This is a genomic window from Candidatus Dependentiae bacterium, assembly GCA_026389015.1.
Taxonomy (GTDB): Bacteria; Babelota; Babeliae; order Babelales; family Vermiphilaceae; genus JAPLIR01.
On the sequence record JAPLIR010000020.1, the window covers coordinates 1 to 13,249 of the forward strand.

The 13,249-nt window shown below is 45.0% G+C and carries 9 protein-coding genes; 3 read left to right on the forward strand and 6 right to left on the reverse strand.

Annotation, left to right across the window (positions count from 1 at the left end):
- The 3 genes from NTX86_03315 to NTX86_03325 all read right to left on the reverse strand — a co-directional run.
- The coding region (locus NTX86_03315; protein MCX5922331.1) for a collagen-like protein at positions 1–6,002 on the reverse strand (6,002 nt) is incomplete at its 3' end.
- Between the two features lie 57 nt (positions 6,003–6,059).
- The gene (locus NTX86_03320) at positions 6,060–6,533 is read right to left on the reverse strand and encodes a hypothetical protein (protein MCX5922332.1); all 474 of its coding nucleotides are present in this window, start codon (positions 6,531–6,533) and stop codon (positions 6,060–6,062) included.
- 71 nt (positions 6,534–6,604) lie between these two features.
- Entirely contained in the window at positions 6,605–7,438 is an 834-nt protein-coding gene (locus NTX86_03325; GenBank protein MCX5922333.1) for a glycosyltransferase family A protein, read from the reverse strand.
- A 147-nt stretch (positions 7,439–7,585) separates the two neighbouring features.
- On the opposite strand from NTX86_03325, the gene NTX86_03330 reads away from it, so the two are divergent.
- Positions 7,586–8,503: a hypothetical protein gene (locus tag NTX86_03330; GenBank protein ID MCX5922334.1), complete on the forward strand. Its 918-nt coding sequence runs from the start codon at positions 7,586–7,588 to the stop codon at positions 8,501–8,503.
- A 4-nt stretch (positions 8,504–8,507) separates the two neighbouring features.
- Positions 8,508–9,914, forward strand: a complete 1,407-nt coding sequence (locus NTX86_03335; protein MCX5922335.1) for a glycosyltransferase family A protein — start codon at positions 8,508–8,510, stop codon at positions 9,912–9,914.
- A 455-nt stretch (positions 9,915–10,369) separates the two neighbouring features.
- Here NTX86_03335 and NTX86_03340 read toward each other — a convergent pair whose 3' ends face one another.
- The gene (locus tag NTX86_03340; protein MCX5922336.1) at positions 10,370–10,801 is read right to left on the reverse strand and encodes a hypothetical protein; all 432 of its coding nucleotides are present in this window, start codon (positions 10,799–10,801) and stop codon (positions 10,370–10,372) included.
- Positions 10,802–11,014: 213 nt separating this feature from the next.
- Between NTX86_03340 and NTX86_03345 the strand changes: the two genes are divergently transcribed.
- Complete coding sequence (locus NTX86_03345) at positions 11,015–12,718, forward strand: hypothetical protein (GenBank protein ID MCX5922337.1); 1,704 nt, start codon at positions 11,015–11,017, stop codon at positions 12,716–12,718.
- Here NTX86_03345 and NTX86_03350 read toward each other — a convergent pair.
- On the reverse strand, positions 12,715–12,981 hold the full coding sequence (locus tag NTX86_03350) for a type II toxin-antitoxin system YafQ family toxin (protein MCX5922338.1): 267 nt from the start codon (positions 12,979–12,981) through the stop codon (positions 12,715–12,717). The genes NTX86_03345 and NTX86_03350 overlap by 4 nt on opposite strands.
- Complete coding sequence (locus tag NTX86_03355; protein ID MCX5922339.1) at positions 12,982–13,242, reverse strand: hypothetical protein; 261 nt, start codon at positions 13,240–13,242, stop codon at positions 12,982–12,984.
- Between the last annotated feature and the right edge of the window lie 7 nt (positions 13,243–13,249).

Sequence of the window (13,249 nt, forward strand, 5' to 3'; positions counted from 1 at the left end):
CCGGTGATTCCGGTCGTGCCAGTTGTACCAGTGATTCCCGTCGTTCCAGTTGTGCCTGTAGTACCAGTTTCTCCCGTGGTACCCGTCTCACCAGTTGTACCTGTTGTACCAGTTTCTCCGGTCGTTCCCGTTATTCCTGTAATACCCGTAATGCCAGTGGTTCCTGTTCTTCCCGTGGCTCCTGTGGTTCCGGTTATGCCGGTTATTCCAGTGGTTCCCGTTGTACCAGTTGTGCCTGTTCTTCCTGTAGTTCCAGTAGTACCCGTTATACCAGTAGTGCCTGTTTCTCCTGTTGTTCCCGTCTCACCGGTCGTACCAGTTTCTCCGGTAGTTCCAGTTTCTCCTGTGGTTCCCGTGGTGCCAGTAATCCCTGTTGTTCCCGTCGTTCCTGTTTTGCCTGTTGCGCCCGTTGTTCCAGTCGTGCCGGTTCTACCCGTGACTCCCGTCGTTCCAGTTATACCGGTTGTTCCCGTCGTGCCAGTTTCTCCCGTTGTACCAGTTTCACCAGTCGTTCCCGTTATACCGGTTTCTCCCGTCGTACCAGTTTCTCCGGTAGTTCCTGTAATACCTGTCGTACCTGTAATCCCTGTTGTCCCTGTCATGCCGGTGATTCCCGTTATGCCAGTTATACCGGTAGTTCCTGTACGCCCTGTCGCTCCGGTGATTCCCGTCGTGCCAGTTATACCTGTAGTTCCAGTTTTTCCCGTCATTCCTGTTGTACCAGTCTCACCTGTCGTACCAGTTTCACCAGTCGTTCCCGTTATACCGGTTTCTCCCGTGGTACCAGTCTCGCCTGTCATTCCTGTCGTGCCGGTGATACCGGTTTCACCTGTCGTTCCCGTGATACCTGTTTCACCCGTTGTTCCTGTCGTGCCAGTGATTCCCGTCGTGCCAGTTGTACCGGTGGTTCCCGTACGTCCCGTCGCTCCGGTGATTCCGGTCGTTCCAGTTGTGCCTGTCGTTCCCGTACGTCCCGTCGCTCCGGTGGTTCCCGTCGTTCCCGTCGTGCCTGTCGTTCCGGTTTCGCCTGTTGTTCCTGTTTCTCCCGTGGTACCAGTCTCGCCTGTCATTCCTGTCGTGCCGGTGATACCAGTTTCTCCGGTCGTTCCCGTGGTTCCTGTAATACCCGTAGTGCCAGTGGTTCCTGTTCTTCCCGTGGCTCCTGTGGTTCCTGTTATTCCGGTGATTCCCGTCGTTCCCGTTGTGCCTGTTCTTCCTGTAGTTCCAGTAGTACCCGTTATACCAGTAGTACCTGTTTCTCCTGTCGTTCCCGTCTCACCAGTCGTACCCGTTTCTCCTGTAGTACCGGTTTCTCCTGTGGTTCCCGTGGTGCCGGTAATCCCTGTTGTTCCTGTCGTTCCTGTTTTGCCAGTTGCGCCCGTTGTGCCAGTTGTGCCAGTTGTTCCGGTTCTACCAGTGGCTCCCGTCGTGCCAGTTATACCGGTGGTTCCCGTCGTGCCAGTTTCTCCTGTTGTACCAGTTTCTCCTGTCGCTCCAGTAGCCCCTGTTTCTCCTGTTGTACCAGTTTCTCCGGTAGTTCCTGTAATACCTGTCGTACCCGTTCTACCGGTAGCACCTGTTCCCGTCGCGCCAGTTGCGCCTGTCGTTCCTGTTCGACCAGTAGAACCTGTTGTTCCTGTCGTTCCTGTTCGACCAGTAGCTCCTGTGGTACCAGTAATTCCGGTTGTACCGGTTGTACCAGTGGTCCCCATTGCTCCTGTAGCTCCTGTCAGGCCGTCTACACCAAATGTTGTACGCCAGTTGGAATAATGCGAGACACCTTCAAAATTGACGGTCAATGTTCTGCTACCAGCGCCCGTATAATTACCATATAATTTAATAACCAATCTATCAGTAGCCAAAATATTAGTTCTATCTATAAATCCGCTAACAAGCAAACGATCAGGATCCAAAGATGATGTCGAGACAATCGACGTACTTGCATTAGTGGTGAGCAATAACGTTTCTATGCCACCTGAACTTCGTTGGTAAATTTCAGCATACATAGTCACTGGACCCGTTGGGTTATCAACTGATGCATACAAAATAACATCCATAAATCCTGCCGGAATCACGGTAGCATCTGGAACACCTGTTGATGTTGCCAAACTCGTTAAAAGCGTGCCTGCCGAAGCTACCACAAAGCTTGGTGCTTGATCTGGACCAGCATTAGGCGTTGGTTCAGCAACTTCATAACCCGGGATATCCGAAGGAACACTATAATCAAGATAGTATACAAGACCACCGCTCACACCATTTAACCCCGCTGCACCGGTTGCTCCGGTGGCACCCGTTGTTCCGGTTAATCCGGTTGCTCCTGTCATAGTTGCAGATCCTGGCACACCTTGTGGCCCCGTTGCACCTGTTGCACCTGTCTCGCCTGTGGTACCCGTTGCACCTGTATCTCCCGTCGAACCAGTCAACGTAGCAGAACCTGGATCACCTTGAGGGCCCGTTGCACCAGTAACCCCTGTTGGCCCTATATCTCCTGTTGCTCCCGTTGCACCCGTCAATGTTGCTGATCCTGGATCTCCTTGAGGGCCTGTTGCACCTGTGACACCCGTTGCGCCTGTAACACCACTAGCTCCCGTTGCACTTGCAACACCTGGAACCCCTTGAGGGCCTGTTGCACCAGTAGCACCTGTTGCCCCGGTGGCGCCAGTAGATCCGGTACCTCCCGTTGCACTTGCAACACCCGGAATCCCTTGAGGCCCCGTTGCACCAGTAACACCTGTTGCCCCGGTTTCACCAGTCGTACCAGTTTCTCCCGTGGTTCCTGTTATTCCCGTTTCACCTGTCGTACCCGTTTCACCTGTCGTTCCTGTAATACCTGTAATCCCCGTTGTTCCTGTCGTACCTGTTCTACCAGTTGTACCTGTCGTTCCCGTTGTTCCAGTTCTGCCTGTAGCTCCGGTTGTACCAGTTGTGCCAGTAGTGCCGGTGATACCAGTTTCTCCTGTCGTACCTGTTTCACCCGTAGTTCCCGTCTCACCGGTCGTCCCAGTTTCACCGGTCGTTCCTGTTGTACCCGTAATACCAGTAGTACCAGTCGTTCCAGTTCTACCAGTTGAACCAGTCGTTCCCGTTGTGCCAGTTCTACCCGTAGTACCGGTCGTACCAGTGATGCCAGTAGTTCCTGTTTCTCCCGTTGTACCAGTTTCACCCGTGGTACCCGTGATCCCTGTTTCTCCAGTCGTACCCGTTTCACCTGTCGTTCCGGTTTCACCCGTAGTACCTGTTATTCCTGTAGTACCGGTAATACCAGTAGTACCTGTCGTTCCAGTTCTACCAGTTGTTCCTGTCGCTCCAGTTGTTCCTGTTCTGCCGGTAGCTCCTGTCGTTCCAGTAATACCTGTCGTTCCAGTTTCTCCGGTAATGCCTGTTTCGCCCGTGGTACCCGTGACGCCTGTTTCTCCGGTCGTTCCCGTTTCACCTGTTGTGCCTGTTATACCTGTTTCTCCCGTAGTTCCTGTAATACCAGTTGTTCCCGTAATACCTGTTGTGCCAGTTGTCCCAGTTCTCCCTGTTGCACCCGTGGTTCCCGTTATTCCGGTTGTACCAGTCGTTCCTGTTATTCCTGTTGTTCCAGTTCTGCCGGTCGCTCCCGTTATTCCTGTTGTTCCAGTTCTGCCGGTCGCTCCCGTTATTCCGGTTGTACCAGTCGTTCCTGTCGTTCCTGTTTCACCTGTGGTACCAGTTTCTCCGGTCGTACCAGTCGTTCCCGTTTCACCCGTCGTACCAGTTATACCAGTTTCTCCTGTTGTACCCGTAATCCCGGTTTCACCTGTTGTACCCGTAGTTCCAGTGATACCCGTAATGCCAGTCGTTCCTGTTGTACCTGTTGTCCCAGTTTTACCTGTTGCACCGGTGGTTCCCGTTATTCCCGTTGTACCAGTCCTGCCTGTAGCTCCGGTTGTACCAGTTGTCCCCGTCTCACCTGTTATACCCGTTTCTCCTGTTGTTCCTGTTTCACCCGTAATTCCCGTTTCACCAGTCGTTCCTGTTGTACCCGTAATACCAGTGACTCCTGTCGTTCCTGTTCTGCCAGTTGAACCAGTTATTCCCGTTGTACCAGTTCTACCCGTAGCTCCTGTTGTACCCGTAGTACCAGTGATACCAGTCGTTCCTGTTTCTCCTGTTGTACCAGTTTCACCCGTGATACCCGTGGTTCCTGTTTCTCCGGTCGTACCAGTTTCACCTGTCGTTCCGGTTTCACCCGTAATACCAGTTATTCCTGTGGTACCTGTAATACCCGTTGTTCCTGTCGTTCCAGTTCTACCAGTAGCTCCTGTTGTTCCAGTTGTTCCTGTTCTGCCAGTAGCTCCTGTTGTTCCGGTAATACCTGTCGTACCAGTTTCTCCGGTAATGCCGGTTTCACCCGTGGTACCTGTGGCCCCTGTTTCTCCGGTCGTTCCCGTTTGCCCAGTTGTGCCCGTAGTTCCGGTAATACCAGTTGTACCTGTTGTCCCAGTTCTCCCTGTTGCACCGGTGGTTCCCGTTATTCCGGTTATACCAGTCGTTCCTGTTGTTCCAGTTGTCCCGGTGGTTCCCGTTATTCCGGTTGTACCAGTCGTTCCTGTTATCCCTGTCCTGCCGGTCGCTCCCGTTGTTCCAGTGATACCCGTAATGCCAGTCGTTCCTGTGGTACCTGTTATCCCAGTCTCCCCGGTCGTACCGGTCGTTCCCGTTTCACCTGTTGTTCCTGTCGCACCTGTAATCCCGGTTTCTCCTGTTGCACCCGTTTCACCCGTAGTTCCGGTAATACCAGTTGTTCCTGTGGTACCTGTTATCCCAGTTCTCCCGGTTGCACCGGTCGTTCCCGTTATTCCCGTTGCACCCGTCGTACCAGTCGTTCCGGTTCTACCAGTGGCTCCCGTCGTGCCAGTTATACCGGTGGTTCCCGTCGTGCCTGTTTCACCTGTTGTACCAGTTTCACCGGTAGTTCCTGTGTCGCCCGTCGTACCAGTGATGCCCGTTGTTCCCGTAATACCAGTTGTACCCGTCGTTCCCGTCTTACCGGTGGCTCCTGTGATGCCAGTCGTTCCGGTCGTTCCCGTTTTTCCAGTAGCTCCAGTCGTTCCCGTAATACCTGTTTGCCCGGTGGTACCAGTAGTCCCCGTTTCGCCCGTGGTTCCTGTAATCCCCGTTTCTCCTGTTGTACCTGTTTCACCCGTGGTTCCCGTGATACCTGTTCTGCCTGTAGCTCCGGTTATACCAGTTGTGCCCGTAGTGCCTGCGATTCCCGTTGTGCCGGTGATTCCAGTTACACTAGAACCGGTAGCGCCTGTTACACCAGTATTGCCTGTTGCACTTGCAGTCCCTGGAGTTCCTTGAGGGCCTGTCGCGCCAGTTGCACCCGCCACACCAGTAGCACCGGTTGCGCCTGTTGCACCACTATTACCCGTTGAGCTTGCGCTCCCTGGCGACCCTTGGGGACCTGTCGCTCCCGTTGCGCCTGCTAAACCAGTTGGACCAGTCCCGCCGGTTACGCCGCTCACACCAATAGTATCGGTAATATTAATCCCATTAACATATATCGCTCCCGCGCTCAACGTACAGGTAACCTTAAGATTGCAAAAATTCACAATTTTGCATGCACGAGTAATGTCATCATCCGCCATTATTAATGCATCGCTGCTGCGCAATGTTTGCTGAAATTCAACAAAACTTTTTACCAATGCTTGATAATCATTGGCATCCATATGTTCCTTTTGTTGCTGCAAAGCATCAATAAGCAATGGCATACTTATTTTCATAGTTGCATACGTTGTCACGTCATTGGCAACAAGATCATCGCACAATGCATCAAGAGTAACGTTTGATGATGCAACAGGCACTATCATGAAAATGAGTTGCCTGATATGCTCAGGTACATGAATGAATTGCATATCGACCAATTCTGTTTGATCTGTAAACGCATCATTATGAGTATTGGTTTGTGTACCAACACCAAGTGATAACAAAAAAATGAATATAAAATAGTTACGATACAAAGCTTTCATACATTCTTCCTTTTTTTTAGAAAACATATTTTTTGAATAGAGGGGAACTGTCGATTATTATACTTTCACAATTTTTAGACATACATTAAATGCCGCACGGTCCTGCGCGGTCAATGTTACTGTTGAACTATAAGAATTAATGAAAGAAATTTTTTCTGTTGTGCTTGTCGTAGTAAAACTCACCTGACATATCAGGTTTGCAAAACTGCACGTTGATATCAAAGATAAACCATGAGATGGCGTATCTTTTTTATATAATGAAAAATAATTTGCCTGACCTTGCACGATACAAAATGAAGCATTATACGTGCCAGCCTGATTGATGAGAAGTTCATACGGTGAAATTAATGAAAAGCCTGAACTAAACGTCGAAGTTCCAGTATTATCAAAAGCAACAGCAGCGCCAGGGGCTATTATTTGTCGCAAGTTGGTGTATAAATACGCATACTCAGTACCATGCACATAAGAAAATAGACCCAAAGATAATAAAACAACACATGCAAAACGTTTGCCATCAAAAAGAAAAATCATAGCCCAATCCTTTTTTAAAAATCATTATTTTTTATACGCAGCGTAAAATTTCGCTGAAAGTAAGTCAATAGTTATCCTTGCAAAAAAGAAGCCAACTCAAGACGATTATAAGGTTTTTTTCCACATACTTCTTTACGGATTTTTTCTTGCTTTTCTTTGTGGTCGTTAAAAAATGAAAGTTGATTAGCATCGTTATATATACACAAAGGCTCACTGATAAATTTCGCTCGTTCTGCTGCCATTTCAAACATTGGATACATGGTTACCCCATCGGCAAACATCGGATAAAACTGACCTTCATAGAGCAAATCTTCGATTTTAATTAATTGATACAATCCTGCATAGAAAGTGCGCAAATGAGACAAAACCCACCCTTGGTATTGACGCACCGTATTTTTTTCAACAAACTCTTGAGGTATTGGCCTACAAACACCCTTAACATTGCGCTTAAAATACCAAAATTGCCCAAAGGTCATCCACACATTAGGATCTTGATATTTTAAATTTAAATAGTGCAGCACATGCTCATGCGCAAACCAATCATCGCCATCAAGAATCACGATAATTTCGTCTTTAGCACACATATGAATCACATTATATTGGTTTGCTAAATGGCCCCGTCTTTTTTTGTTATCAAGAAATAGCACCCTATCTTGATAACCCTTTTCTTGAATATAGTTCTGCACTAACTGCCCGGTGCCATCGGTGGAACAATCGTTAATGTAAATCAAACGCCATGCATCGTATTGTTGCGACAGTATTGAGCTCACATTACACTCGTACCAATCTTTATTGTTGTATGAAGCGGTGACGATAACAAATTTTTTCTGTTCAGCATGCAAGGAAACGCACAGCGCTACAGCACAAAAGATGACGATACCATACAGTTTTGTTATGTGTTCCATATGACTTCCTTTTTATACATTTTTATACAACGCATCACACCATGGCCAAGGTTTCTACCTCTACAAGATATAAACCATTGAATCCCCAGCGCAATAAAGTTTAAAATATTAAAAATAAGGGGAAGTGAGAGGCAATTGGGGGTAATCATGAAAATTGGCACTACGAGCGCTCCTATGCGGGTATTATATGCATTAGTTTTTATTGCCACAACGGCACATATAACCATATGTGCAACAGAAAAAAAAGTAGATCTCATTATTTTTTCATTCGACAGACCTTTACAACTTCATGCATTACTGAGCTCTATTGAGCAGTACGTCACAGAATTTAACGAAATACACGTATTGCTCCGCTGCAGCAACAGCTCATATCAAGCAGCATACTACCAAATCAAATCGCAATTTCCCCATGTAAAATTTGCACAACAAGGTTCTTTACCAAAAAAAGACTTTAAACCTCTCATGCTTAATTGTTTTAATAGTTCCGATGCTCCCTACATTGCGTTTTCAACCGACGATCTTGTTATTAATGATTATATCAATACTAACCAATGTCTTGATGCCTTAGAAAGTATCAACGCCTATGGATTTTATTTACGTTTGGGTAACAACATAACCTATTCTTACAATCGCGATATTCCACTGGTAGTACCACCGTTGACCCACATTACTGACGATATTTATGCGTTTAATTTCAAAGATGGCATAAGCTATTGGGCCTACCCCAACAGCGTTGATATTGTCATCTATAAAAAAGCGGATATTAAATCTGCGCTCACTACTTTGCACTACACATCACCCAATATTCTCGAAAGCCGCTGGGCCCGCAATGCAGATACGTCAGGATTTGGTCTATGCTTTAAATATTCTAAGGGGTTTAATATCCCCCTCAATTTGGTTCAAGATGACTGGTACAACAAAAATAGCGCCATCTTTACACCGCAAGAGCTCCTTGATCTATGGAATCAAAATATGAAGATGGATCTTGTCCCCTTTCACCAGGCTAAGAATATCTCTGCGACTATGGCATATGTACCAACTTTTATTACACGAAATAAGGAGTAGTCTTATGATACATTTCTTAGCATTATTAACCCTATTTTTATATGCGGCACCAACTTTTTGCCAGACGGCACCAACAAATCTGGTCGAAAAAAAAATTGTGGTGATTATTCCATCATTCAACAACGCGCCCTATTACGAAAAAAATATATCTTCAGTACTCACGCAGGACTACTCTAACTACCGCATTATTTATATCGATGATTGCTCGACAGATGGTACTGGTGCTTTGGTTGAACAGCTCATTAAAGATAATCATCTTGAAAACACCATCACCCTCATGAAAAATAATTATTCACGCAAGGCACTGTCAAATCTCTACCGCGCTGCGCATCTGTGCGACCCTACCGATATTATTTTGGAATTGGATGGCGACGATTGGCTGACTCATAATCAGGTACTTAAAAAAATTAACGAGCTCTTTTCGACAACCGACACATGGCTTGCCTACGCACAATACATGAATGTACCTGAAGAAAAAGCTAAAGAATTAAAAATGTCGATTATTGGTTATGCGCGCGAAACGCCACCTGCCCTCATTGCAAGTCGCGAATTTAGAGGAAAATGGTTGTGGTCAGGACTGCGCATGTTTTATGCATGGTTATTCGATGGCATTAAGCTCGAAGATCTCTTGTTGCCCGAAATGCCCTATAAAGGAAAGTTTTTTCCTACCAGTAAGGATGGCGCCATCATGTATCCTATGCTTGAAATGGCCGGCTCTAGAATAAAATTTATTCCGGAAATTTTGTTGGACCGGAATGTCGACACACCGCTGAATGACTTTAAAGTTGGCAAAGAGTTGCAACAACATTGCGGCAAGGCACTTTTGGCATCACCTCAATACCCATTGCTCAATGAGCCGACAACGCAAAGTAACTATGAGCAGCCTAAGCGTGCCGACATGCTCATTTTTGCCGATACAAATAAAGAAGCATTAGAAATGCTGCTCGATTCATGCATAGAAAACATCAAAGCTATTGGAACCATACACGTTGTAGAACATCAAAAACACACGATACAAGAGATCAAGTCGCTCATCAATGCGATGACCAACGATTATATTCTGATTGCGCATAATAATGTCGCTTTTACCAAACCAGTTGATTTGTCCACATGCATAAAAACTCTCGATACTACCTATGCCCATGCATTTTATTTCGGCCTTGGCCTCAATGATTTTGGCGACCCGCAACAAAAAATTACGTTGCCATGCGAGCAAATAATTGATGATATTTTTGCCTGGAAGTTTAGTTGTTTTGAGCCACAAAGCATTAATGATTTTGGCGTGACGCTGTATCGCAAAAATGATCTGCTTGATTTGGTGAAGAATGGACAAAAATCATTGCATGATTTTGCGAAAGGTTCAAGAAAAATAGGGCTCTTTTTTGAGAAAACAAAAGTAGCGCTCCGCTAAGAGCAAGTTAGCGTACTTGCATTCTTTTTTAATGTGCTTCCCCAGCCGTCGCCTAGGCTATGGCGGGCTGACAAAGGGGTGCCTTTGAAATCCCAACACGGCATAATCGGCCTGCCAGCCATAGCTAGCCAAGCCGGAAGGCCTGGATTAGCGACGGCTGGGGCATCTTCGCGCTGTTTTTAACAGCGCCACGAGCTCCTTGGATGCCGTCGTATGAGGAACTACAGTTTATAGTCCATTGCTGGCGTATGCCTTTCGGCTATTCTGCAAAAAGTCTACCTCGCCGTCCTGCCTGAGCTTTGTCGAAGGCTTATTTTTGCTGTTCCTTAGAAGCCTTATGAAGAGTAAAAAAAAAGAGGATTGTTATAGCCCTTTCTAGGAGCTGAAACAATCCTCATAACTTTTAATGAGCGTGCTATTTTTTTATACTATAATTGTAGAAAGTAACGCTTTACTTAATTCTTTGGGAAATTAAGTAATTGCACTCTTGTGCCGTCAGCTAACTCTATTTTGCACATCCGTTCAGCCACAATCGTACCAGCTGCGGCTCCAACACAAGCCCCAGCTCCACCACCAATTATACCTGCAGCAAACATATCAAGAAGACCAAAAATAGTTCCAACCAAATCTTGTGATTTTGGCCTGTTTCCAGCAATAGCCCCACCGGTCAATGCGCCTGCGCTAAAACCCGCTAAGACAAAACCTGAAATAATTGCTGTCTTTTTCACCCAAGTAGGTATAGTGACAGTATGTTTGTCCGTTTCATCAATTTTAGTTTGAATTTCAGTTATTTTTGTTAATTCTTTCATGCCAAAAGATTGTTGAATAGTGGTAAGCATCGTAGCAACAAACACCGCTGAAAATAATATTCTAATAGAGTTTTTCATAAAAAAAAGACCTTATATATCGAATGAAACATGATTATTAATTAATGAATATAATAACATATCCTTATTGCGTTGTACAATTTCATAAAGGAGGGTATTAATATAAAAAAAATGAAAACCAAATGAAATTCGAACTCTAGTTTTTTTGTAATTGATTTTAAATCAAGATACATTCTAACAAAATCATACTAAAAACAAGTTTTGAGAAACTCTATGAATAGTGTCCGTCATATAATCGCTATTACACTGCTATTTTCACCTCTATTAACATATCCAATTTCTCAACAACGATGGGCAGAGCAAACGCTCGCTTCAATGTCAGTGGACGAGAAAATTGGCCAGCTTTTTATGGTCGCCACGGCTTCAGATTTTAACCAACCAGAAGAAGCGTTAGCCAGCGCACTCATCAAATGTCCCTACCAAATGGATCATGAGCACATCAAAGATTTGATTACCAACTACCATGTTGGTGGCATTATTTATCTTTTCAAAAGCACGCCCGAAAAACAAATGGACCTCACCAACGAATTACAAAAACTCAGCAAGCATCCTCTACTCATCGGCCAAGATTGTGAATGGGGTTTGAGCATGCGACTTTATGACACCCTGAGATTTCCACGCAATATGACACTTGGTGCAATCCAAGATGAAGCATTAATCTATGAAATGGGTAAAAAGATTGGCAAACAATGCTCAGCTATTGGTGTGCATATTAATTTTTCACCCGTAGTTGACGTTAATAATAATCCCGCAAATCCGGTGATTAACGACAGATCATTTGGAGAAAACAAAGAAAAAGTTGCTCGTTATGCCATACTCATGATGCGTGGATTGCAAGACGGTGGCGTCATGGCTTGTGCAAAACATTTTCCTGGCCATGGAGACACGAGCGTCGATTCACATTCTAATTTGCCCGTGATCACGCACACAAGATCTCATCTAAATAACACCGAGCTATACCCATTCAAAAAACTTATTGCACAAGGCGTCGATGCCGTTATGAACGCACATCTGTGCATCCCCACACTGGAGGATACGCCAAACATGCCATCAAGCTTGTCACACAAAATTGTCACCGAACTGTTGCAAGAAGAATTGGGATTCAAGGGACTCGTCATCACCGATGGCCTTGGTATGAGTGCAATCACCAAGCACTATGCACCAGGCGACATTGAACTCAAAGCATTACTGGCAGGCAATGACATTATTTTGTGTCCATTGGATGTCCCAAAAGCTGTGGAACTTATTAAACAAGCTATACAAAACAAACAACTGAGCACTGAAGTATTAGATGCACATGTAGCAAAAATTTTACAAGCAAAAGAAAAAATGAATCTACACCGTAATCGTTTTGTTGATAAGCATGAGGCTTACGCCGCTTGGTTGAATAATGATTATGGCTTAGAGCTAAAAAAGAAATTATTTGCAGCGGCAATAACTAAGGCAAGCGTTCATGATATACTACCCGTTAAAGCCACTGAAAATGACCGTATAGCGCTCATTAAAGTTGGAGGCCGCACAGAGTGCCACTTCAAAAATATGTTACTCCAGGAATGTCCTTGTGCAGATTTTTTGCTAGCCAGTAAACCATCCAACGATGAAGTAGAAAAAATAGCGCAAAACGTTGCGCCGTATAAACATATTATTATTGCGCTTTTTGATATGAATAAATTTGCTCACCAGAATTGGGGAGTTTCAGAAAAAACCCTTGAGCTGATTAGAATATTAGAATCACAAGGGAAGAAAATTACCCTGGTTCTTTTTGGCAACCCTTACAGTTTGAGACTATTTAATCGCGATAAACTTTCAATTATAGAAGCGTATGAAGATGATGCCGATGCACAACGAGCTGCCGCGCAGGTGATTCTTGGTACTTTAAAACCACAGGGCAAATTACCCGTAACGCCTCAGTATTAAAAAAGATCTGAATGAGTTCCTGTTCTGGCTAAAATAATTGCCGTTGTAGTTTTTTGATACATAAGCAACCAATCAGGTTCAATATGGCATTCCCAATACTTATTGAGATCGCCTTTTAGTTTGTGATTTTTATATTTTTGCGGCAAAGATTTTTCTGCAAGCAATAGCTGAATAACAACACTAAGCTTGTTCATATCTTTGCCACGTTTTTTAGTTTTTTCAGCATCTTTTACAAATTGCTTCTGATAGATGCGTTCCAACATTTAAATACCCAGCTTTTTAGAAATGGCTTCGGCTTCTTTACCCTTGATAAGATCTTTTTTTTCTTCAATATCTTTAAACGATTTCAAAGTCTTTTTATTAGGAATATGATCGCTAAGCGCACACTCTTCAATTGACTCTATAGCTTCCAAGACAAGTTCTCGCATACTCTTGCCAAGAAGAGCGGCTGTCGCCTTTAGTCTTTTATGATCTATTAATGGAATATCGATGGTTATACGGGATAAATCGCTTCTTGTTTTCATAGAGAAC

Bases quoted from the DNA above. Each gene is read 5' to 3' on its own strand.
- NTX86_03320 (MCX5922332.1), bottom strand. From the start codon at position 6,533: ATGATTTTTCTTTTTGATGGCAAACGTTTTGCATGTGTTGTTTTATTA.
- NTX86_03325 (MCX5922333.1), bottom strand. From the start codon at position 7,438: ATGGAACACATAACAAAACTGTATGGTATCGTCATCTTTTGTGCTGTA.
- NTX86_03330 (MCX5922334.1), top strand. From the start codon at position 7,586: ATGAAAATTGGCACTACGAGCGCTCCTATGCGGGTATTATATGCATTA.
- NTX86_03335 (MCX5922335.1), top strand. From the start codon at position 8,508: ATGATACATTTCTTAGCATTATTAACCCTATTTTTATATGCGGCACCA.
- NTX86_03340 (MCX5922336.1), bottom strand. From the start codon at position 10,801: ATGAAAAACTCTATTAGAATATTATTTTCAGCGGTGTTTGTTGCTACG.
- NTX86_03345 (MCX5922337.1), top strand. From the start codon at position 11,015: ATGAATAGTGTCCGTCATATAATCGCTATTACACTGCTATTTTCACCT.
- NTX86_03350 (MCX5922338.1), bottom strand. From the start codon at position 12,981: ATGTTGGAACGCATCTATCAGAAGCAATTTGTAAAAGATGCTGAAAAA.
- NTX86_03355 (MCX5922339.1), bottom strand. From the start codon at position 13,242: ATGAAAACAAGAAGCGATTTATCCCGTATAACCATCGATATTCCATTA.